This window comes from Novosphingobium sp. KA1 (genome assembly GCF_017309955.1).
GTDB lineage: Bacteria > Pseudomonadota > Alphaproteobacteria > Sphingomonadales > Sphingomonadaceae > Novosphingobium.
On record NZ_CP021247.1, the window covers coordinates 1,284,641 to 1,304,447 of the forward strand.

Annotated in this window: 21 protein-coding genes and 1 tRNA gene; 9 read left to right on the forward strand and 13 right to left on the reverse strand. The window is 66.2% G+C overall.

The window, feature by feature from the left end:
• Positions 1-237 (reverse strand): hypothetical protein, encoded by a 237-nt coding sequence (locus CA833_RS06420; RefSeq protein ID WP_207080171.1) that lies wholly within the window; start codon positions 235-237, stop codon positions 1-3.
• Between the two features lie 169 nt (positions 238-406).
• On the opposite strand from CA833_RS06420, the gene CA833_RS06425 reads away from it, so the two are divergent.
• Positions 407-481: transfer RNA gene (locus CA833_RS06425), tRNA-Thr, on the forward strand.
• Positions 482-492: 11 nt separating this feature from the next.
• Here the strand turns inward: CA833_RS06425 and CA833_RS06430 are convergent.
• Positions 493-684, reverse strand: a complete 192-nt coding sequence (locus tag CA833_RS06430; RefSeq protein ID WP_207079574.1) for a hypothetical protein — start codon at positions 682-684, stop codon at positions 493-495.
• Between CA833_RS06430 and CA833_RS06435 the strand changes: the two genes are divergently transcribed.
• The 3 genes from CA833_RS06435 to CA833_RS06445 all read left to right on the forward strand — a co-directional run bounded on the left by CA833_RS06435 (position 671) and on the right by CA833_RS06445 (position 5,410).
• Positions 671-3,460, forward strand: coding sequence for a TonB-dependent receptor (locus tag CA833_RS06435; RefSeq protein WP_207079575.1), 2,790 nt, complete (start codon positions 671-673; stop codon positions 3,458-3,460). The two genes, CA833_RS06430 and CA833_RS06435, sit on opposite strands and share 14 nt — an antisense overlap.
• Positions 3,460-4,575 (forward strand): phytase, encoded by a 1,116-nt coding sequence (locus CA833_RS06440; protein ID WP_207079576.1) that lies wholly within the window; start codon positions 3,460-3,462, stop codon positions 4,573-4,575. Before CA833_RS06435 ends, CA833_RS06440 begins: the two co-directional genes overlap by 1 nt.
• A gap of 181 nt (positions 4,576-4,756) precedes the next feature.
• Positions 4,757-5,410 carry a lytic transglycosylase domain-containing protein gene (locus CA833_RS06445; protein ID WP_207079979.1) on the forward strand — a complete coding sequence of 218 codons (654 nt, stop codon included), beginning with the start codon at positions 4,757-4,759 and terminating at the stop codon, positions 5,408-5,410.
• Positions 5,411-5,507: 97 nt separating this feature from the next.
• Here CA833_RS06445 and CA833_RS06450 read toward each other — a convergent pair whose 3' ends face one another.
• Positions 5,508-6,389: a UTP--glucose-1-phosphate uridylyltransferase gene (locus CA833_RS06450; RefSeq protein ID WP_142636679.1), complete on the reverse strand. Its 882-nt coding sequence runs from the start codon at positions 6,387-6,389 to the stop codon at positions 5,508-5,510.
• A gap of 127 nt (positions 6,390-6,516) precedes the next feature.
• Here CA833_RS06450 and murA point away from each other — a divergent pair, with 127 nt between their 5' ends.
• A complete protein-coding gene (gene murA, locus CA833_RS06455; protein WP_142636677.1) occupies positions 6,517-7,800 on the forward strand; it encodes a UDP-N-acetylglucosamine 1-carboxyvinyltransferase in 1,284 nt (427 codons plus the stop codon).
• A gap of 92 nt (positions 7,801-7,892) precedes the next feature.
• The gene (locus CA833_RS06460) at positions 7,893-8,123 is read left to right on the forward strand and encodes a hypothetical protein (protein WP_142636675.1); all 231 of its coding nucleotides are present in this window, start codon (positions 7,893-7,895) and stop codon (positions 8,121-8,123) included.
• Between the two features lie 146 nt (positions 8,124-8,269).
• On the opposite strand, the gene CA833_RS06465 is transcribed toward CA833_RS06460, so the two are convergent.
• The 8 genes from CA833_RS06465 to CA833_RS06500 all read right to left on the reverse strand — a co-directional run bounded on the left by CA833_RS06465 (position 8,270) and on the right by CA833_RS06500 (position 15,409).
• Complete coding sequence (locus CA833_RS06465; protein WP_207079577.1) at positions 8,270-9,703, reverse strand: hypothetical protein; 1,434 nt, start codon at positions 9,701-9,703, stop codon at positions 8,270-8,272.
• A gap of 99 nt (positions 9,704-9,802) precedes the next feature.
• Complete coding sequence (locus CA833_RS06470; protein WP_207079578.1) at positions 9,803-11,104, reverse strand: MFS transporter; 1,302 nt, start codon at positions 11,102-11,104, stop codon at positions 9,803-9,805.
• Between the two features lie 51 nt (positions 11,105-11,155).
• A complete protein-coding gene (locus CA833_RS06475) occupies positions 11,156-11,614 on the reverse strand; it encodes a DUF2141 domain-containing protein (RefSeq protein ID WP_312846151.1) in 459 nt (152 codons plus the stop codon).
• A complete protein-coding gene (locus CA833_RS06480) occupies positions 11,581-12,276 on the reverse strand; it encodes a sterol desaturase family protein (protein WP_207079980.1) in 696 nt (231 codons plus the stop codon). Before CA833_RS06480 ends, CA833_RS06475 begins: the two co-directional genes overlap by 34 nt.
• A gap of 60 nt (positions 12,277-12,336) precedes the next feature.
• Positions 12,337-12,762 carry a 23S rRNA (pseudouridine(1915)-N(3))-methyltransferase RlmH gene (locus CA833_RS06485; protein WP_142636667.1) on the reverse strand — a complete coding sequence of 142 codons (426 nt, stop codon included), beginning with the start codon at positions 12,760-12,762 and terminating at the stop codon, positions 12,337-12,339.
• 153 nt (positions 12,763-12,915) lie between these two features.
• Positions 12,916-13,314 (reverse strand): ribosome silencing factor, encoded by a 399-nt coding sequence (rsfS, locus tag CA833_RS06490; protein WP_142636665.1) that lies wholly within the window; start codon positions 13,312-13,314, stop codon positions 12,916-12,918.
• A 113-nt stretch (positions 13,315-13,427) separates the two neighbouring features.
• Positions 13,428-14,096 (reverse strand): nicotinate-nucleotide adenylyltransferase, encoded by a 669-nt coding sequence (locus tag CA833_RS06495; RefSeq protein ID WP_207079579.1) that lies wholly within the window; start codon positions 14,094-14,096, stop codon positions 13,428-13,430.
• Between the two features lie 11 nt (positions 14,097-14,107).
• Positions 14,108-15,409 (reverse strand): glutamate-5-semialdehyde dehydrogenase, encoded by a 1,302-nt coding sequence (locus CA833_RS06500; RefSeq protein WP_207079580.1) that lies wholly within the window; start codon positions 15,407-15,409, stop codon positions 14,108-14,110.
• Positions 15,410-15,756: 347 nt separating this feature from the next.
• Between CA833_RS06500 and CA833_RS06505 the strand changes: the two genes are divergently transcribed.
• Both CA833_RS06505 and CA833_RS06510 read left to right on the forward strand, forming a co-directional pair.
• Positions 15,757-16,890, forward strand: a complete 1,134-nt coding sequence (locus CA833_RS06505) for a M23 family metallopeptidase (RefSeq protein ID WP_242526302.1) — start codon at positions 15,757-15,759, stop codon at positions 16,888-16,890.
• 4 nt (positions 16,891-16,894) lie between these two features.
• Positions 16,895-17,305, forward strand: a complete 411-nt coding sequence (locus tag CA833_RS06510; RefSeq protein ID WP_142638036.1) for a polymer-forming cytoskeletal protein — start codon at positions 16,895-16,897, stop codon at positions 17,303-17,305.
• A 199-nt stretch (positions 17,306-17,504) separates the two neighbouring features.
• Here the strand turns inward: CA833_RS06510 and CA833_RS06515 are convergent, their stop codons facing one another.
• The gene (locus CA833_RS06515) at positions 17,505-18,212 is read right to left on the reverse strand and encodes a DUF1013 domain-containing protein (RefSeq protein WP_142636659.1); all 708 of its coding nucleotides are present in this window, start codon (positions 18,210-18,212) and stop codon (positions 17,505-17,507) included.
• Positions 18,213-18,451: 239 nt separating this feature from the next.
• A complete protein-coding gene (locus CA833_RS06520) occupies positions 18,452-19,429 on the reverse strand; it encodes an NAD(P)H-quinone oxidoreductase (protein WP_370584554.1) in 978 nt (325 codons plus the stop codon).
• A gap of 113 nt (positions 19,430-19,542) precedes the next feature.
• Here CA833_RS06520 and CA833_RS06525 point away from each other — a divergent pair, with 113 nt between their 5' ends.
• Complete coding sequence (locus CA833_RS06525; RefSeq protein ID WP_142636655.1) at positions 19,543-19,761, forward strand: DUF1192 domain-containing protein; 219 nt, start codon at positions 19,543-19,545, stop codon at positions 19,759-19,761.
• Positions 19,762-19,807: the final 46 nt, after the last annotated feature.

The window sequence follows — 19,807 nt, forward strand, 5'->3', positions numbered from 1 at the left end:
CTAGCTTTCCGGGGGCGATTTGGAAAGAGCGCCCGATTCGATTTCACCTCCAGCGGCGACGACTTTTTCGGCAGCCGTCGTATCCGCCTCTACATCCGGCGAATCGGATTCGGCCATCGCCCCTTGCTCATCCTGCGTCGCAGCATCGAAAGCACGCGCCTGCACCTTGCGGCGACGAAGATTTTCGCGAAGCTTGGCAGCGAGCCGTTCCTCGCGGGATTGCTGGGTCTGCGTCATGGTAAATGGGTCTTTCGGGGGCCGTTCCGTCCCCCTCGGAATGGCCTTGCGAAAAAGAATGCGCAAGCACCGCTTGACAATTGCTTCGGTCACGGACATTAGCGCGCCCCTGCCCCGGGTGACCGTGGGCAAGCGCTGAAGCGCTGGCCGCGAGGCCTTCGGATCAGGCGCTGCTGTAGCTCAGTGGTAGAGCGCGTCATTGGTAATGACGAGGTCGGGAGTTCAATCCTCCCCAGCAGCACCATTCCCCTCTCCTTACATCGGCGGAACTGGTGCCTTTTCAGGCAGGTCAGCGATTGCCGATCGTGTACTGTGGCCGAATTGCTGCACCGCGGCAGGGTCATAAAACTGCCATTTCATCAGCACAAAACTGTCATCGAACGGACTTAGAGGCCGCCCCAACTTCTTCGAAGCAACAGGGGTTTGCCTCAAAATGACGTCCTCCATGCGCCTCCTCGCGGGGCTGCTCGCCTCGGCCTCCTTCGCCACGATCGCTCACGCAGGCGAAGTTGCCGGTAGCGTTCATGACGCCACCGGTGTCCGTGCCCTGCAGTCGGCCAGCGTGCGCATCGTCGAACTCGACCGCAGCGTCGAGACCGACCGTTCGGGCCGGTACATCTTTGGCGACGTGCCCGCCGGCACCTACACCCTGGAAGCCCGCTACGTCGGCGCGGAAGTGACGACCCGGTCTGTCACCGTGCCCGCCACCGGCCGCGTGGACGGCAACTTCGACCTCGCCGCGATCGGCGGCGGCGACATTCTGGTCACCGGCCTCACCGCCAACATGACCAGCGCCCTGTCGCGCCAGAAGGCCGCCGACGGTGTCGTCTCGGTCCTCACCCGCGACGCGGTCGGCCAGTTCCCTGACCAGAACGTCGCCGAATCGCTGCGCCGTCTGCCCGGCGTCAACATCCTCAACGACCAGGGCGAAGGCCGTTACGTTTCGGTGCGCGGCCTCGACCCCGAGCTCAACGGCACCTCGGTCAACGGCGTGCGCCTGCCCGCGCCCGAATCGGACGTCCGCTCGGTCGCGCTCGACGTGATCTCGTCGGACACCATCCAGTCGATCGAAGTGAAAAAGAGCTTCACCCCCGACATGGACGGCGACTTCATCGGCGCCTCGATCGAGGTGAACACCACCAGCGCCTTCGATTCGAAAAAGAACCGCTACTCGCTGAGCGCCGAAGGCAGCTGGAACGACTATTCGGGCAAGGTCACCCCCAAGGGCGCCTTCGACTTCACCCAGAAGCTGGGCGACGATTTCGGCATCGCCGGCTCGGTCAGCTACTACAAGCGCAAGTTCGAGACCGACAACGTCGAGACCGGCGGCTGGAACGTCGACGACAGCGGCAACGCCTGGGCCGAATCGGTGGAATACCGTGACTATGACGTCGAGCGCACCCGCATCAACGCGGCGCTCTCGGCCGACTGGCGGGTGTCGGACACCACCAAGGCCTATATCCGCGGCAACTGGGCACAGTTCGACGACCACGAGTACCGCCGCCGCACCACGCTGGACTTCGGCGATTTCGATAGCCCCAGCGCCAGCACCGACAGCAGCGCCACCTTCGACGGTTCGGACGAGCGCATCACCGTCGAGCGCGACCTCAAGGACCGCTTCGAACGCCAGCGCATCCGCTCGGTCTCGATCGGCAGCGACACCGACACCGGCGTGTGGAAGTTCAACTGGATGGCGAGCTACGCCAAGTCCACCGAGAAGGAGACCTTCTCGATCGATCCGACCCGTTTCCGCGCCCGCTTCAAGAGCGGCACCGTGGTCGATATGGACTACTCGAACACCTACTACCCGACCTACTCGGTCACCGAAGGCGCCGATACGTTCAACGACGCTTCGGAGTACGCGTTCAACAAGACCGAACTGACCACCCTGTCCGACAGCCAGGACCAGGAATGGGCGATCAAGGCCGATCTCGCCCGCACGTTCGCCGGCGACAATGGCGACTTCACCGTGCAGGCCGGCGGCAAGGCCCGCTGGCGCAAGAAGTCCTACGACTTCAACATGACCTACTACGACCTGGCCGACGATGCCGACTACACGCTGGCCGACGTGCTGGGCAAGCAGACCTACCGCCTGACCGACATGGGCCCGGTCGCCAGCAAGGGCGGCCCTGCCGCCTACCTGCTGTCCAACCCGGACGCGTTCGTGGTCAACGATTTCGAGAGCGGCTACAATTCGGCGATCAGCGACTATTCGGTGCGTGAGGACATCGCGGCCGGCTATGCCCTTGCCCGCTGGGACAGCGCCACCCTGCGCGTCATCGGCGGCGTGCGCATGGAGCACACCCACAACGAACTCAACGGCAGCCTCGTCACCGACAACGGCGACGATACCTTCACCATCGATCCGCAGACCTACAAGCGCAACTACACCAACTGGCTGCCCAGCCTGACGGTGCGCTACAGCCCGCAGCCCAGCCTCGTTGCCCGCCTCGCCGGTTACAAGACCGTGGTGCGTCCCAAGCTGTCGCAGATGGCGCCGCGCAACACGATCAACGACGACCTCGAACTGGAAGTCGGCAACCCCGAACTCAAGCCCTACCAGGCCTGGAACTTCGACGCCGGGTTCGAATACTACTTCGCGAACAACGGTGCGTTCTCGGTCGGCGGCTTCTACAAGTCGATCAAGGACTACACCTACTCGCTGAACTCCAAGGAAAGCGGCACCTACAACGGCATCGCCTACGAGGAGATCACCATTCCGATGAACGGCGACACCGCCGAGATCGCCGGTGTGGAAGTCAGCTTTAGCCAGGCCTTCACGATGCTGCCCTCGCCCTTCGATGGCCTGCTGACGCAGCTCAACTACACTTACACTTACGCCCGCGGCACGGTGTTCTCGGATGACGACGGCGTGCAGGTCGCCCGCCGCATCTCGCTGCCCAACGCATCGAAGAACACCTTCAACGCGGTGCTGGGGTACGAGAAGGGCCCGATCAGCCTGCGCGCTGCCGGTACCTTCCGCGACAAGTACCTCGACGAGGTCGGCGATTCGTTCGACACCGACCGTACCGTCAACCAGCACTTCCAGCTGGATCTTTCGGCCAAGTACAAGCTCACCGACAACATCCGCCTCTTCGCGGACTGGGTGAACGTCAACAACGCCAAGTACTTCGCCTACCAGAACCTCGCCGGCGCCAAGCGCGTGCTGCAGTACGAGGAATATGGCTCGACCGTGAAGTTCGGCGCGCGGGTGACCTTCTGATGAAGGCCGCGCTCACGCACATCGCCAGTGTCGTGACATGTGGGTCGGGAGCATTGCTCCCGGCCCTCGTGCTTTCGGCCCTGCTGGCCGGCTGCGCCACCACCGCACCGGCGCCGGCGATCCGCCTTCCCGCTGTCGATGTTGCCGCTGCGGGTGAAACCACCCCGGTCGGCACCGCCAATGTCGATGCCGCCGACGATCCGGCGATCTGGCGCAATGCCGCGAACCCCGCCGCCAGCCTCGTTCTCGGCACCGACAAGAAGGCCGGGCTCTATGTCTACGGGCTCGACGGCAAGGTGCGCGATTTTGCCGCGGCCGGGGCGCTCAACAACGTGGACCTGCGAGAAGTGCGCCGCGGCGGCAAAACGACGATCCTCGTTGGCGCCAGCGACCGCACCGACCGGGCCGAACCGCGCATCGCCTTGTTCGCGCTTGATGGCGCCAGCGGCAAGCTCACCTCATTGGGCGCGGAAACCTTCCTGCCCGCCGGTCACGCTCCCGCCGAGGCCTATGGCTTCTGCATGGGCGGCGCCCTGGCTTCGGGCGAACTCGCCCGCGCCTATGTCGTGCTCAAGGACGGTTCGGTCGCTGAAAGCCGCCTGATCGAGCGCGAGGGCCGGATAGTGCCCGACTACCTGCGCCTCGTGAAGTTCGCGACGCAATCCGAAGGCTGCGTGGTCGACGATGCCGGCAAAGTGCTGTTTGTTGCCGAAGAGGACGTCGGGATCTGGAAGGTCCCCCTCGCCGGGGACAGGCTGGTCGCCGAAGCCTTCGCCAAAGTGGGGGCAGCGGACGGCCTCGTCGCCGACGTGGAAGGTCTTGCGGTTGCCCGCGAAGACGGCGGGCGGGCATGGCTGGTCGCATCCAGCCAGGGCGACAATGCCTATGCCCTGTTCGACCTTGGCACCGGCAAGCCTGCCGGACGGTTCCGCATCGATGGCGGCCCCCTTGGCGGCACCAGCGATACCGACGGCATCGAGGTCGCGCTCGGCGACTTCGGCCCTGCCTATCCCGAGGGCCTGATGGTGGCGCAGGACGGCGACAACGCCCCCCATGCGCAGAACTTCAAGCTGCTCTCCTGGCGCGCGATCCGTAGCGCCCTGGCGCTCGACTGACCCCTGTTCGATCCTGGCCGGCCGCGTGCAAGCCGCGCGACCGGCTTGAGACTCGGCGGTGATCCGGGGTAAACGGCAAATGATGGTGCGGAAATCGAATCGTACGAATCGGGCTTCGGGCCCAAACGCGCTGGTCTTGGCTGCGCTGGTCCCGACCGTGCTGCTCTTCGGCGCGACGGGCATGCCCGGCCTTGCCCGAGCCGACGTCCTGCAGATCGGCTCCGGTGGCGATTACCAGTGGGTTGCCGGTGGCCCCGCCCGCAGCTCCGCCGATCCGCTCAATCCCGGTGCGCCCCTCGGCTCAGGCGCCGCTTCCGCCGCGAATCCGGATGGCGTCACGACGGTGGAATTTGCCGATGGCACGTCCGCCAACGCCGCCCCGCCGACCGACATGGAAGCCGCCACGCTCCACCCGCTCTCGATCACCGATGCACTCGATGCCGCAGGCCCTACCCGCTGGCGCCTGCGGGTCGCCCAGCTTGCCGCCAAGTACGACATCAGCCCGAGCCTGCTCGAAGCAGTCGTCTGGCAGGAAAGCCGCTGGAACGAACTGGCGGTGTCGCCGGTCGGCGCGCGCGGGCTTGCCCAGCTCATGCCCGGCACCGCAGCGCAGATGGGGGTCAATGCCGGCGATCCGATGGCCAATCTCGAGGGCGGCGCGCGGTACCTGCGCATGCAGCTCGATGCCTTTAGCGGTGATATCGAAAAGGCGCTGGCCGCCTACAATGCCGGGCCCGGCCGCGTCCAGAAAGCCGGCGGTATTCCGAACATCCGCGAAACCCGGGCCTATGTCGCCTCGATCATGGCCCGGCTCGCAGACCCCGTGCGCCAGTAGCTGGCCTCAGTAGCTGGCGCCAGAAACTGGCTTGAGCAACTGGCTTGAGCAATTGGCGTTCGAGGCGCCCACGGCAGGGCGCCTCGAACTGCGGCAATCAGGCCAGCAACCGGCTGGCGATCTTGCGCACGTCCTCACCCATGTCGGCACGATCGAGCGCGATGGCGAGCGTGGCTTCGACAAATCCGACCTTCGAACCGCAGTCGAAACGCTGGCCCTGGAAGGTGACGGCATGGAACGGCTGGACGCCGATCAGCTTGGCCATCGAATCGGTCAGCTGGATCTCGCCGCCCGCGCCCTTGCCCTGGCTGGCGAGCAGGTCCATCACTTCCGGCTGGAGGATGTAGCGGCCCGAGACGATCTTGTTCGAGGGGGCTTCCGCCACCTTGGGTTTTTCGACCAGCCCCTTCACTTCGGTCAGCGCACCGCGGCTTTCGCCCGGCGCGATCACGCCGTAGCTCGACACTTCCTCCATCGGCACTTCCAGCACCGAGACAAGGTTGCCGCCCACTTCGTTGTAAGCCTCGACCATTTGCGCCATGCAACCGGGCGAGCCGTACATGAGTTCATCGGGAAGGAAGATCGCGAAAGGCTCGTCCCCGATGACCGCCCGCGCGCACCAGACCGCATGGCCAAGGCCGAGCGGCACCTGCTGGCGCACGGTCACCAGATTGCCCGGCTGAATCCGGGTCGGTTCGAGCGGATCGAGCGACTTGCCGCGCGAGGTCATCGTTGCCTCGAGTTCGTAAGCCGTATCGAAATGTTCGACTATCGCGGTCTTGCCGCGCCCCGTCACGAAGACGAACTCCTCGATTCCCGCCTCGCGCGCTTCATCCACCGCGTATTGAATCAGCGGACGGTCGACGACCGGCAGAAGTTCCTTCGGAATGGCCTTGGTTGCAGGAAGAAAGCGCGTGCCGAGACCGGCAACCGGGAACACGGCTTTGCGGACGGGTTTTTTAAACTGAGGCGCAGACATGGTTTATGGTCTGACTCCATTTGGTTACATTGCTATTAAAGCCGCTTCGCAGTTGCAGCGCAACAGTCCATCCTGCTTTCTCCGAGCCGTGCTTGCTGCGCGGCCAAATCCCTTTAAAGAGCAGGCAATGGACAAGATCATCATCGAAGGCGGCAAGCGCCTCTCCGGCACCATCCCCGTTTCCGGCGCCAAGAACGCGGCGCTGACGCTGCTGCCCTGCGCGCTGCTCACCGAAGAGCCGCTGACGCTGCGCAACCTGCCGCGCCTGGCAGACATCGACGGGTTCCAGCACCTGATGAACCAGTTCGGCATCTCGACGATGATCGCCGGCAGCCGCCCCGAAGACTTCGGCCGGGTGATGACGCTGCAGGCGACCCGCATCACCAGTTCCGTCGCGCCCTACGACCTGGTGCGCAAGATGCGCGCCTCGATCCTCGTGCTGGGCCCCATGCTCGCCCGCATGGGCGAAGCAACCGTCTCGCTGCCCGGCGGCTGCGCGATCGGCAACCGCCCGATCGACCTGCACCTGAAGGCGCTCGAAGCGCTCGGCGCGCAGATCGAACTGGCCGCCGGCTACGTCCGCGCCATTGCCCCTGACGGCGGCCTGCCCGGCGGGCGTTATTCGTTCCCGGTGGTCTCCGTCGGCGCGACCGAGAACGCGCTGATGACCGCCGTGCTGTGCAAGGGCAAGTCCACCCTGCACAACGCCGCGCGCGAGCCCGAGATCGTCGACTTGTGCAACCTGCTGGTCGCCATGGGCGCTCAGATCGAGGGCATCGGCACCTCGGACATCACCATCCACGGGGTCGAGCGCCTGCACGGCGCTACCTACATGGTCATGCCCGACCGCATCGAGGCGGGCTCCTATGCCTGCGCGGCGGCCATCACCGGCGGTGAAGTCACGCTCAAGGGTGCCCGCATCGAGGACATGGAAGCCACCGTACAGGCACTGCGCGACGCCGGTGTCCACGTCGAGGCGACCGCTGCCGGTCTTCACGTCGCCGCCGATGGCCCGCTGAAGCCCGTCACCCTCTCGACCGCGCCCTACCCCGGCTTCGCCACCGACATGCAGGCCCAGCTCATGGCCCTGCTGTGCCGCGCCGAAGGTTCCAGCGTGCTGACCGAGACGATCTTCGAGAACCGCTACATGCACGTTCCCGAGCTCAACCGCATGGGCGCGCATATCGAGACCAAGGGCCGCACCGCGATCGTTCACGGCGTTCCCAAGCTGACCGGCGCCGAAGTCATGGCGACCGACCTGCGCGCCTCGATGAGCCTGGTGATTGCCGGGCTTGCCGCCGAAGGCGAAACCCAGGTCCACCGCCTCTACCACCTCGACCGTGGTTATGAGCGCCTTGAGGAAAAGCTGGCTCTGGTCGGCGCGCAGATCGAACGGGTCGGCGGAGACTGAGGCAACCGTCCCCGGCTCTTGACGTTGCTCCACGTGGAACATGGCGCGCCGCCCTTCCGGCAGGCGCGCCGCCACCAAGAGGAGCAGGACCGATGGGACTCATCAAGATGGCCGTCGCCGGTGCCGCCGGCTACGCGCTCTACAAGTACGCGACCCGCGATCAGGAAGACCCGCTGGCAACCACCGCCGGCACGCAGGATGCCGCCCATCCGGTACGCGATGCCGGCCCGGAAAGCATGAAGACGCAGCCCAAGCGCTGGTCAAAGACCGACGAGGCCATCGACGAAAGCTTCCCGGCCAGCGATCCCCCGGCGACGTACTGATCCGCTTGACCCTTCCAAAGAAAACGGGCGGCCATCCAGCTGGATGGCCGCCCGTTTTCTTTGGCCGGGAAGTTACCGGAACGCGAAGACCAGCGCCCCGAATCCGCCTTGCCGATGCGATCGGTGCAAAAGCCGCTCCGGCTGGATCAGCCCAGCAGGTGGCGAGCGGCGCGGTCCAGCAGCACTTCGTCGTCCGTGACTTCGCCGAGCAGGATGACTTGCCCCGCCTCGTCCCGGCGGGCGACAAGAATGCTGAACTCGCTGTCCTTGCCGACTTCGCTCAAGGCCTTGGGCGAAAGCGCACGCAGCCCCTTGGCCATGCGCTCGCGGCGCGTCTCGCCTTGCTCGCCGCGCTCGGTCTCCTCGCGGCGCTGGCGGCGCTCGTCGCGCACCACCGCCTTGATTCCGCCGGGCTGCACGGTGAGAAATGACGTCAAGGCGCCGCGGTCCAGCCCGAGCCGCTGGCCATGGGCAATCACCGAAGCAAACTCGGTGAGCCGCGTCTTGTCGTAATCGGCGCCGAACACCAGCTTCATCAGCGGCACCAGCGGCGCGCGTTCCTGCACCTTGAGGCCCGCATCCTCCAGCAGTTCGGCCAGTTCCTCAGGCGCGTCGGCCGCCGCCAGCACGAAGTCGTAGGCCCGGCCGATCGCGGCGTAGAGCGCCTGGCGCGACCGGTCCTCGCAGCCCACCGCCGCCTGCGCCAGTTCGCGCGCGGACGCGAGCCAGTCGGCCAGTTCCATGTCGGCGGTCAGTTCGAAGATGTCCGATTCGTCGAAACGGGCGTCCTGGTCTTCAGTGACCATGTAGGCATCGAGCGGCATGATTCCGGCATCGATCGTGGCATCGGTGTCGAACGCGGTTTCCGCCTCGCCAAAAGCCACCGCCGGCAGCCCGGCCGAATCCGCCAGCGATCGTTCCGCGCCCCGGCCATTGGCCGGACCATCCGCCCAGGCCCCCCGCGGCGGCGGCGCCCGCAGCGGCATGCGCAGGCCGAGAGTCTCGTCGACCTGGCGCAGCAGCGCATCGGTGCTCGCCTGGTCCGCCATCTCCTTCCAGTTGATGACGCCGTAGATGCAGTCGATCTGCGCATCATCGTGCGAGAACGGCAACAGGATGCCGCGATAGAGGATCGTCACCCCGCGCAGATTGACGAATTCCGCCTCGAATCCGATCGGTGCCTGATTGGCGAGAATCTGCATGTAATGGTCGGTGATGCGCGACAGCAGCGAGCGGCTGGGCACCTCGGCCAGACTGCGAATCGACTGTTCGACCCCGCATTCCTCGGCGAGCAGCCCCCCGAGCCAGCCGATCTTCGGATTGTCGATGCCGGCCGAGAAATCCAGCAGGACGCTGTAGGGACCAAAATCGGGGTGCTGCTCGGGACGCAGGCTGGAAACGTCGGGGAACTGGCGCTCCCCCAGCAGGCTGGCCCAGAAATTGTAGGCCCGCACCTGCATGCGCCGCTCATCCCCCGGCACCACCGCCGAGCGGGTTTCATAGCCGCTGTCCGGCCCCACCGAACCGTAGGCGCTGTCCGCTCCGTCCGAAGTGGCGAAATCGCCACGCAACGTGTCCATCGTCGGAATACCCCATTTCCAAGGCTTCCGATTGTGCCTCAACGTGGTGAATCAATATTTAAGATGGCACCCGGGGCATGGAGGTCGATTCCTTCCGCCTCAACGCGGGCGCAAGACCCCTTCGCCGGGACGTGGCATCGGCGCCAGGAAGCGCAGGAGCACGAACGAGACGAACAGCGTCGCGGCGCCGCCGTGGAGAGCAAAGGGAATGCCCCTGCCGTCGGCCAGCGAGCCCCAGGTCCAGGCGCCCAGCGCCATGCCGCCAAACGTCACCGCCTGGTAGATCGACAGGCAGCGCCCCAGCACCGCGTCGGGCGAACGCATCTGCACGGCCGTGTTGATCGTGGTCAGGATCAGCACCCAGCTGATTCCGGCGAGAAACGCCGAAGGCATGGCCGCGATCAGGCTCTGAGCGGCTGCGGCGACCAGCAGGGCGGTGATGTAGAGCGCCGATCCCAGCATGAGGATGCCTTCCAGCCCCAGCCTTCGCCGGATCGGTCCGATCGACGGTGCCGCCAGGATCGAACCGATGCCGAACAGGCCCAGCATGATGCCATAGTCGACCTCGCGCCCGTGCAGCGATTCGTGGACCACGCCGGGCAGCAGCGACTGGAAGGTCGCCAGGCAGAAGCCCAGGGCAAAACCGCGGATGAGGATGCGCCGCAAGGGCTCCGAACGCGCGCAGAACGCCAGGCCCGCAGCGACCGCGGGCAGGATCGGCCGGGCATCGATCTTGCGCGGCTCGGGCCGCCACCACAGCAGCACCGCGATCAAGCCGACGTAACTCACCGCGTTGATCGCGAAGGCAAAGGCCGGATTCCAGATCGAGATCAGCAGCCCGCCCAGCGCCGGGCCAATCGAGCGGGCGATGTTGAACGAGATCGAGTTGAGCGCGATCGCCTGCGGCAGTTGGCGGTGATCGACCTGCTGGCGCACTGAGGCCTGCCAGGCGGGCGAATTGAGCGCGGTACCGGTACCCACCCCCAGCGTGAAGGTCAGCAGCAGCAGCGGCGTCAGCCACCCGGCATAGGCCATGACCGCCAGCAGCGCGGAAACCACCAGCATCGCCACCTGCGACACCAGCATGACCACCCGGCGGTCGTAGTTGTCGGCAATCGCTCCGGCAAAGACGCCCAGCAGCATGATCGGAACCGTCGCCGAGGCCTGGACCAGCGCGACCAGCTGGTGCGAGGGCGTCAGTTCGGTCATCAACCAGGCCGCACCGACACTCTGCAGGGTGGAGCCGAGGTTCGAGAACAGGTTGGCGATCCAGATCGCGCGGAAAACCGGGTAGCGGAACGGCGAAAACGTACCGTTTGCAGGGGGCGGCACCAATCCGGCGGTCGCCGAATCGACGACCTCCTCGATCCGTTCCTCGATGGTGTCGTGCGCCTTGGTCACGGCTCCAGCGCTAGGCGGCGTGGACAGGGACGGCAAGAGCGGCGCGGTGGATCACAGCAGATATCGCATGCGGATATCCAGGTGCTGGGCCGCCGCGCCGAGATCGAAGGCCGCCTTGTCGAATCGCGGCGGCCCCATCCGCACCGGCGCATCGCGCGAAAACCCGTAGCCCTCGCGCGGGATAGCCATCGTGGTGTCGAGGCGGCCATTGGCATTCTCGTCGTGAATCAGCGAAATGGCGTAGCGTCCCTGCGGCACCGCGCCGAAATCGAGGCGAACCGGTCCCGTCTCCCGGCTACCCGACAGGGCTACAGTCAGCTTTCGAGCCTGCGGATCCTTGCTGCAGTCGGGAAAGGCGCGCGGGTTGGTGGTGAGGCAGGCCAGGATCTGCCCCTTGTGCGAACGCAGCCCGGTCACCGTGACGCCGACTTGCGCCGGTCCCTCCGCTGCCCCGCAGGCCAGCACCGCGCCGCCGATCAGGGCCGCGACAGCCCCCGGTCGGTTCCGCACAGATGATCCCAGAAGCGGAAGTAGAGACCGTAATTGCATCGAAAGTTCTCGTGATGGCGATGGTGGTGGCTGGCGGTGATGAGCCAGTGGCCGAGGCGGGATTCGACCAGGCGGCGGGGGAACATCTCCCAGCCCATGTGATTGGCGATTCCCATGACGGTCATGATCGTCAGCACCATGGCCAGCATGGCGACGTGAATCGGGATGAGGAACACCAGCACCGGGATCACGAAAGCACCGCTCACCGCCTCCAGCGGATGAAAGCTCATCGCCGCCCAGGCGGTCGGCGGACGGCTGGCGTGGTGGACCGCATGCATGAGGCGAAACACGCGGGGACGGTGCATCCAGCGGTGGGTCCAGTAGAACCAGGTGTCGTGCAGGAACAGATAGAGGAACAGCGAGACCGGCATCCACCAGAGCAGATAAGTCGCCGCATTTGCGTGCCCGGCATCGCCGTAGATCCGCGTCCAGCCGTGGGCCTGCCAGCCCCAGGCGACCACGCCCGAAGGAATCCCGTAGATCGCGCTCGACGCCAGCGACCAGCCGATCTCGGCGCGGATCTGGCGCGTCATGCCGTCATAGAGACCCGGCCGCATTCTGGCGGTGATCCAGGCGAACAGCCCCGAGGTCGCCAGATAGCGCAGGCCGACGATCGCGGTCATGACGAGCGCCGAACCGCACAGAGCCCAGAGACCGGGACCGGAGATCACGTGCCCGCCGCCTCAGCCGGAACGATGATAGGGATGGCCCGCCAGGATCGCGGTGGCGCGCCAGAGCTGCTCGGCCAGCATCGCGCGCACCATCAGATGCGGCCAGGTCATGCGGCCGAAACAGAGCAAATGATCGGCCCTGGCGCGGGCCTCGTCGCCGTGGCCGTCCGCCGCGCCGATCAGGAAGCGGCATTCGCGCACGCCTTCATCGCGCCAGCGGCCGAGCAGTCCGGCAAATTCCTCCGAACTCATCAGCTTGCCGCGTTCGTCGAGCAGGACCTCGCGCACCGGCGTCTGCACGGGCGGCGGCACCTTGCCGCCGACGTCAGGCAGTTCGCTGTGCTTGAAAGGCCAGGTGATGCGCTTGGCATAACGATCGAGCAGCTCGGCCTCGGGCGAGCGGGCGATCTTGCCGCGGGCGATGACATGGAGAAGCATCTCTCCTCCATCGCCCTCCGAAGCGGGTCGCGCAAGCCCTTCCTGGCGCGCGACCGGCTGGCGCGGAGCAGGTGCGCCAGTACCGTTTCAATGCCCCGGCCACCGTCGCGGCCGAGTTGCGGATTCACCGCCGGAACAGATCCGGACGACGAATCAGGCCGCGCCCGAAGGACCGTCGAAGCCCCACATGCGCTCGAGGTTGTAGAAGCTGCGCACTTCCGGGCGGAACAGGTGCACGACGACGCCGCCGGCATCCACCAGCACCCAGTCGGCAGCCGGCAGGCCTTCGACGCGGGCATGGCCGAAACCGCCGTGCTTGAGACGTTCGCCAAGTTTCTGCGCCATCGCCGCCACCTGGCGGGTCGAGCGGCCCGAGGCGATCACCATGTATTCGGCGATGCTCGACTTGCCTTCGAGGTCGATGGTCACGATGTCCTGCGCCTGATCGTCGTCAAGGCTCTGCAGGACGAGGGCCAATTGCGGGTCATCGGACTCGACAGTGGCCGGGGGCGTAGCGCCGGTTTGTTCCGGCTGTATCTGTGCCTGTGGCATCTAGAGGGTTACTGCTCCTTTCTCACGATCACGCATGACAGGGTGCGGGCACCCCGTCAGTTGCAATCTCACTTTTGATATGCGGACGTGCGAGAGAAGGGCGAAACGCCTGCTCACGCTGCATGTCCGGGGATGCGGTGGTACGTGACACCATCTCGAATGAAGTCAGCTCGCGAAAGTCGTTCCATCGACTTGCGGGCCCACTCCGGATCGGCCTGGCGAATAGCCGTGGCCGACCGCGCATCGGGGTCGAATCGCAATGTCACCAGCGCAGGTGCGCTCCACCTTTCCGGACTGCGAAAGCTGGACTGGGACCTCCGGAATCTCCCCAGCCAGGCCATCGCGGGGCTCGCGATAGCGGCGCCATCATACCCCGGACGGGCAATTACCGCAATCGGCATGAGTCGGGCGATCGTCCGCCAGTCCTTCCAGCGGTGGAATTGCGCCAGATTGTCGGCCCCCATCAGCCACACGAAGCGCCTGTGCGGATAGCGCCGGACCAGTGCGCGCAGGGTATCGACGGTGTAACGGGTCCCCAGTTCCCGCTCGATCGCGGTGACCCGGATTCGTGCGCGCCGCGCCTGCCGCTTCGCCGAAGCGACCCGCGCGGCGAGCGGCGCCATGCCCGCTTTCGGCTTCAGCGGATTGCCGGGGGAAACCAGCCACCAGACCTCGTCCAGCCCCAGCGCCTCGGCCGTGAACAGGCTGATGCGCCGGTGGCCGCCGTGGGCCGGATTGAAACTGCCCCCCAGCAGCCCGGTGATCGGGCCCGAACCGCGCACGACGTGTCCCGTCAGGGCCGCGCCTGCCCGGTGCCGCGCACCAGCCACTTGTAGGTGGTCAGCCCTTCCAGCGCGACCGGACCGCGCGCGTGGAGCCGACCCGTGGCGATGCCGATCTCGGCGCCGAGCCCGAACTCGCCGCCATCGGCGAACTGGCTGGAGGCATTGACCATCACGATCGCGCTGTCGACTTCGGCGAGGAACCGCTCGGCCGCCGTCGCATCTTCGGTGACGATGGCGTCGGTATGGTGCGAGGAATGCGCCGCGATGTGATCGAGCGCGGCATCAAGCCCGTCAACCACCGCCACCGACAGCACCGCGTCAAGGTACTCGGTATCCCAGTCCTCGTCGCTGGCGATCAGGACTCGCGGATCGAGCGCCCGCGCACGGGCATCGCCGCGCAGTTCGCACCCGGCATCGAGCAGGCCGCGCACGACCTCGGCAGAGGCCGGGAACTGGGTATCGAGCAGCAGCGTCTCCATCGAGCCGCAGACGCCGGTGCGCCGCATCTTGGCATTGAGCGCCAGCCGTGCCGCCATCGCGGGATCGGCAGCAGCATGGACATAAGTATGGCAGATGCCGTCGAGGTGAGCGAGCACCGGCACCCGCGCATCGGCTTGCACGCGCGCGACCAGGCTCTTGCCACCGCGCGGCACGATCATGTCGATCAGCCCCGCCGCAGTCAGCATCGCCCCCACCGCGGCGCGGTCCTGGGTCGGCAGGAGCTGGATCGCCGCTGCGGGAATCCCTGCCGAGGTCAGCCCCGCGGTCATCGCCGCCATGATCGCCCGGTTCGAATGGAGCGCCTCGGTGCCGCCCCGCAGCAGCGCGGCATTGCCCGAGCGCAGGCAGAGCGCGGCGGCATCGGCCGTCACGTTCGGGCGGCTCTCGTAGATGATGCCGATCAGCCCGATGGGAATGCGCACGCGCGAGAGCTGGAGGCCGTTGGGCCGCTCGCTGGTGGAGATCACCTCGCCCACCGGGTCGGCGAGACCGGCGACCTGTTCCACCGCATCGGCGATCCCGGCAAGGCGGCCGGAATCGAGCCGCAGTCGGTCGAGCATCGCCCCGCTCAGACCCTTCGCCTCACCTGCGGCGATGTCGAGGGCGTTGGCGGCAAGAATCGCCGGTTCCGCCTTGCGCAGTTCGGCAGCGGCGGCACGCAGGGCATCGGCCTTCTGCTCGTCGCTGGTCTTGGCCAGTGCGCGCTGGGCAGCCCGGCCGGCCCGCGCGAGCCGGGCGACAAGGGCCTCGGGCGTCTCGGCGGCACGCTCACCGATCTGGTCGGCGGCAAGAATAGTCTGCTCGGTCATGGCAGCCGCCTAGCATTGTTGCGCCATGCTGTCACCGACCGGACCGATCGATGCGCGGGAGGCGGTTTCGATGCATGTCACGCAACCGTCACGGCAAAGCCCGTCAATGCATTCAGCCTGGATTCATTCAAACTTCCGTATGAAATCAGCCTGTTGCGCCTGCGAATCGGAGCGATTTCCACAGACCCGCCACTCTCGAAATCGAATTCGTTCCCTCGGTTCATCGCAGGGAAGGTCCGACTCATCCTGTTTTTGCAACCAATCGGGGCGAGTCGATTCGCCTTTGCCCCCCTCCCCTGCTACCCGGCCGCCCGGGGTCAGAAAAAAATTTCCAAAGCGGGGTCGTTTTGAAGTTCATCTCTGCCGGGACGCTGAAATCGCGTCTCCAGGCGGCCTTTCCCGAACGCGAGTTCATCATGCGCTCGCAGGGGCAGGTCCGCTTCATCCGTATTTCGTCGCGCATGCAGAAAGTGGCTGCGGGCACTTGTGCCGCGCTGCTCGGCGCATGGTGCGTGTCGATGGGCGCGGTCGCCGTGTCGCAGTTCAGCGCGACCAGCGACCATGCCCTGCTGCGCCTGCGCGAAGCCAAGGTTGCCACGGCCGAGAGCCGGGTGCAGCAGTACCGCGACAATCTCGACGGCACTGTGGATGACCTTGCCCGCCGCCAGAAGTTCATCGAGACGGTGGTCGAAGCGCACATCGGCGAACTGCCCGATGACAAGCAGGCCGGCGAAACCGTGACCGACAGCGCCAGCGAAGCCGCCGCGACGGTAAAGAAGGTCAGCGCCGCCGTGCCCGAGGCCGGCAAGCTGGCCGGGGTGGAAGCCGAACAGCTGGCCTTTGTCGAACGCCTCACCCGCTATGCCGACCGCCGCGCCGCCAGCGCCGCGCAGACCATCCGCAAGCTCGGCCTCAATCCCAACGCCATGGCGAATGCCCGCGGCGGCGAAGGTGGTCCGCTCGAAAAGCTGACAACCGCTGCCGACGGTTCGATCGATCCGCGTTTCCAGCGCCTCGGCCAGAGCCTTGCGCGCATGGATTCGCTGGAGAATGGCCTCGCCTCGATCCCGCAGGTCAGCCCCGCCCACGTCGCCTATGTCTCGTCGAGCTTCGGCTACCGTGCCGATCCCTTCACCGGAGGCGCCGCCTTCCACGCCGGGCTGGACTTCCCCGGCCCGATGGGCTCGCCGATCTATGCCGCCGCCAAGGGGCGCGTGACCTTTGTCGGTCAGCGCCAGGGTTACGGCAACTGCGTGGAGATCAGCCACGGCAACGGTCTGATGACCCGCTACGGCCATCTCTCCGGCTTCAACGTCCGCCCCGGCCAGCTCGTCGACGGCGGAACCCGCATCGCCGCAATGGGCTCGACCGGCCGGTCAACCGGACCGCATCTCCACTTCGAGGTGCGCAACAACAACCGGCCCATGAACCCGCGCACATTCCTCGAGGCCGCCCATAATGTTCAGCAAGAAGCCCGATAACGCCATGGCCAAGACCTTTTCGACCACGACCGCCCGCACCGGCTCCAGCAGCTTTTCGGTGCTCGGCGCGGATACCGCCATCACCGGCAACATCGAAGCCACCGTCGACCTTCACGTCGAGGGCCGTGTCACCGGCGACATCGCCTGCAAGGCGCTCATCCAGGGTGACGCCAGCGAGATCGCCGGCGGCATCAGCGCCGAAAGCGTGCGCATCGCCGGTACGGTGCGCGGCACCATCACCGCCCGCGAGGTGGTGATCCTGCGCACGGCCCGCATCGAGGGCGACGTCGCCTACGACGCGCTCACCATCGAGCAGGGCGCCCGGCTCGAAGGCCGGCTCAACCCGAACGGCGGCCACACCCCGCCGGCCATCCCGCAGATCACCGACAAGAGCGCGCTGGAACCGGCGGAGTAATTCTTCCCGGCCTAGCGCAGGTGGAATCACCTGATGACTCCGAAAGCGCGTAAAACCAAAATCTTGGAGTAGTTGATCCGATGCAATCGGATCGAAAACTGCTCCAGGCCGGACAAACAAAAAGCCCCGCGACGATCGCTCGTCGCGGGGCTTTTTGTTTGTCCGGCGGCCCGATGGCCTTGCGGATGGCGGGGCGAGGTTACTCGCCCTGCTCTTCCGCGGCTTCGGCAGCGCGCTTGGCCTGGAGCCAGGCGGCCACTTCGGCTTCCTGCGCGGCTTCCGAAGCGGCGCGCGAGGCGGCGTCACGCTCGGCGCGCAGTTCCTCGATCAGCGCTTCGCGGTCGTCGGTCAGACGCTCGTCGTTGCGGCCATCGTCCTCGATACCGGCCTTCTTGGCGGCCTTGAACACGATGAAGTCGAGCTCGCGCTGCGAGCACAGGCCCAGCGTGACCGGATCCTTCGGCGTGATGTTGGCGATGTTCCAGTGCGAACGGTCGCGGATCGCGGCGATGGTGTTGCGGGTCGTGCCGATCAGCTTGCCGATCTGCGCGTCCGACACCTCGGGGTGGTTGCGCAGGATCCAGGCGATGCCGTCCGGCTTGTCCTGGCGCTTCGACACCGGCGTATAGCGCGGGCCCTTGGTACGATTGGACGTGACCGGGATCTTGTGCATGCGGAGCTTGTACTCCGGGTTTGCCTGACCCTTCTCGATCTCTTCCATGGTCAGTTCGCCCGAACGCACGGGATCGCGTCCGGTATACTTGCTGGATGCCAGATCGTCGGCCATCGCCTGCACTTCGAGCATGTGCAGGCCGCAGAACTCGGCGATCTGCTCAAAGGTCAACGCGGTGCTGTCGACCAGCCAAGAGGCGGTCGCGTGCGGCATCAGCGGAGTGGGCTGGCTCATGTCTCTATCTCCGGCGGAAACAATAAGGGCCGCCCCTTTGCGGAGCGGCCGTACGGGCCCGATTTAGGGAAACTTTGCGCTTTGGGCAAGCAAAAGGCTCGGTTTCATCCCTTCGATCGCGCGCGAATTTGAAACGACTTGGCAAAAGCGGGCCACAATCACCGGAAGACTTGCCGGCTTGCGTAATGAAAATGCGCCGCCGCGCATTTTCCGCGCAAGACCGGCCCGCCCTGCAGCGATCAGATCTCCAGCACGATCTTGCCGACGTGATCGCCTGCTTCCATGCGCGCATGGGCGGCGGCCGCCTCTCCGAGCGCAAAGCGCGCGTCCATCACCGGCCGCAGTTCGCCTTCCTCGACCAGCGGCCAGGCATTGGCGAGGATCTCCTGCGCCAGCAGGCCCTTGAACGCGTCGGAGCGGGCCCTCAGGGTCGATCCGGTCAGGGTGTAGCGGCGGGTCATCACCACCGCCATGTTGATCTCGGCCTTTGCGCCGCCCTGCACGGCGATGGTCACGTGCCGGCCATCGGGGGCAAGGCACTTGAGATTGCGCGCCACATAGTCGCCGCCGACCATGTCGAGCACGATGTCGACGCCGCGGCCGCCGGTGATCCGCGCCACTTCCTCGACAAAGTTGCAGGCCTTGTAGTCGATCGCATGGGCCGCGCCGATCTCGAGCGCCCGCGCGCACTTCTCGGCCGAGCCGCAGGTGACGATCACGGTGAGCCCGAAATACTTGCCAAGCATCGCCGCCATCGTGCCGATGCCGCTGGTGCCGCCATGGACCAGCAGCGTCTCGCCATCGCGGGCATAACCGCGCTCGAACACGTTGTGCCACACGGTGAACAGGGTCTCGGGCAGCGCCGCCGCTTCGTCGAGCCCCAGGCCCTCGGGCACCGGCAGGCAGTGCGCCGCCTTGGCAAGGCAATATTCGGCATAGCCGCCGCCGCTGACCAGTGCGCAGACCGCCTGACCCGGGAGAAACTCGGTCACCCCCTCGCCCAGCACGGCGATACGCCCGGAAATCTCCAGGCCCGGGATCGGCGAGGCGCCCGGCGGCGGCGGGTACTTGCCCTGGCGCTGCACGACGTCGGGACGATTGACCCCGGCGAAGGCGACCTTGACCAGCACTTCGCCCGGCCCCGGCTGGGGAACCGGGACGGTCACGGGCCTGAGCACATCGGGACCGCCGGGCGCATCGAAGCCGACCGCGGTCATCTGCTTAACTACGTTAACTAACATATCCATCCTGATGCCACAGACGGCCTATACAAGGGAACATACTTTGAGGCCATTGACAGCGCGCAATGACAGTCCGATGCTGCGACGCAATGGACGATGATGATCGACCGCGGCGGCGGTCGCCCGAGGGTTCCCTCGGAGCCGCCAGCCTTCTCGCCAGCGAAAGCCTGGAGCGCTTTTCTCTGGATGAACTTGGCGCACGCGTCGCACTCCTTGAAGCTGAAATCGAGCGAATCCGCGCCCATCACCGCGCGGCCCAGGCCCACCGGCTCGCCGCCGACGCCCTGTTCCGGCCAAAAACCTCATGATCGGCGGGGGGACAGGATCCAGTTTGAATCCAGACCCTCGCAACCG

What these genes read in the sequence shown, in the direction of transcription:
- CA833_RS06465 (WP_207079577.1), bottom strand. Translation starts at nt 9,703, where the DNA reads ATGGACACGTTGCGTGGCGATTTCGCCACTTCGGACGGAGCGGACAGC.
- CA833_RS06420 (WP_207080171.1), bottom strand. Translation starts at nt 237, where the DNA reads ATGACGCAGACCCAGCAATCCCGCGAGGAACGGCTCGCTGCCAAGCTT.
- CA833_RS06480 (WP_207079980.1), bottom strand. Translation starts at nt 12,276, where the DNA reads ATGACCGCGATCGTCGGCCTGCGCTATCTGGCGACCTCGGGGCTGTTC.
- CA833_RS06525 (WP_142636655.1), top strand. Translation starts at nt 19,543, where the DNA reads ATGGACGATGATGATCGACCGCGGCGGCGGTCGCCCGAGGGTTCCCTC.
- CA833_RS06485 (WP_142636667.1), bottom strand. Translation starts at nt 12,762, where the DNA reads ATGCTTCTCCATGTCATCGCCCGCGGCAAGATCGCCCGCTCGCCCGAG.
- CA833_RS06430 (WP_207079574.1), bottom strand. Translation starts at nt 684, where the DNA reads ATGGAGGACGTCATTTTGAGGCAAACCCCTGTTGCTTCGAAGAAGTTG.
- CA833_RS06440 (WP_207079576.1), top strand. Translation starts at nt 3,460, where the DNA reads ATGAAGGCCGCGCTCACGCACATCGCCAGTGTCGTGACATGTGGGTCG.
- CA833_RS06520 (WP_370584554.1), bottom strand. Translation starts at nt 19,429, where the DNA reads ATGACCGCGGTCGGCTTCGATGCGCCCGGCGGTCCCGATGTGCTCAGG.
- CA833_RS06510 (WP_142638036.1), top strand. Translation starts at nt 16,895, where the DNA reads ATGGCCAAGACCTTTTCGACCACGACCGCCCGCACCGGCTCCAGCAGC.
- murA (WP_142636677.1), top strand. Translation starts at nt 6,517, where the DNA reads ATGGACAAGATCATCATCGAAGGCGGCAAGCGCCTCTCCGGCACCATC.
- CA833_RS06445 (WP_207079979.1), top strand. Translation starts at nt 4,757, where the DNA reads ATGCCCGGCCTTGCCCGAGCCGACGTCCTGCAGATCGGCTCCGGTGGC.
- CA833_RS06460 (WP_142636675.1), top strand. Translation starts at nt 7,893, where the DNA reads ATGGGACTCATCAAGATGGCCGTCGCCGGTGCCGCCGGCTACGCGCTC.
- rsfS (WP_142636665.1), bottom strand. Translation starts at nt 13,314, where the DNA reads ATGCCACAGGCACAGATACAGCCGGAACAAACCGGCGCTACGCCCCCG.
- CA833_RS06515 (WP_142636659.1), bottom strand. Translation starts at nt 18,212, where the DNA reads ATGAGCCAGCCCACTCCGCTGATGCCGCACGCGACCGCCTCTTGGCTG.
- CA833_RS06450 (WP_142636679.1), bottom strand. Translation starts at nt 6,389, where the DNA reads ATGTCTGCGCCTCAGTTTAAAAAACCCGTCCGCAAAGCCGTGTTCCCG.
- CA833_RS06435 (WP_207079575.1), top strand. Translation starts at nt 671, where the DNA reads ATGACGTCCTCCATGCGCCTCCTCGCGGGGCTGCTCGCCTCGGCCTCC.
- CA833_RS06500 (WP_207079580.1), bottom strand. Translation starts at nt 15,409, where the DNA reads ATGACCGAGCAGACTATTCTTGCCGCCGACCAGATCGGTGAGCGTGCC.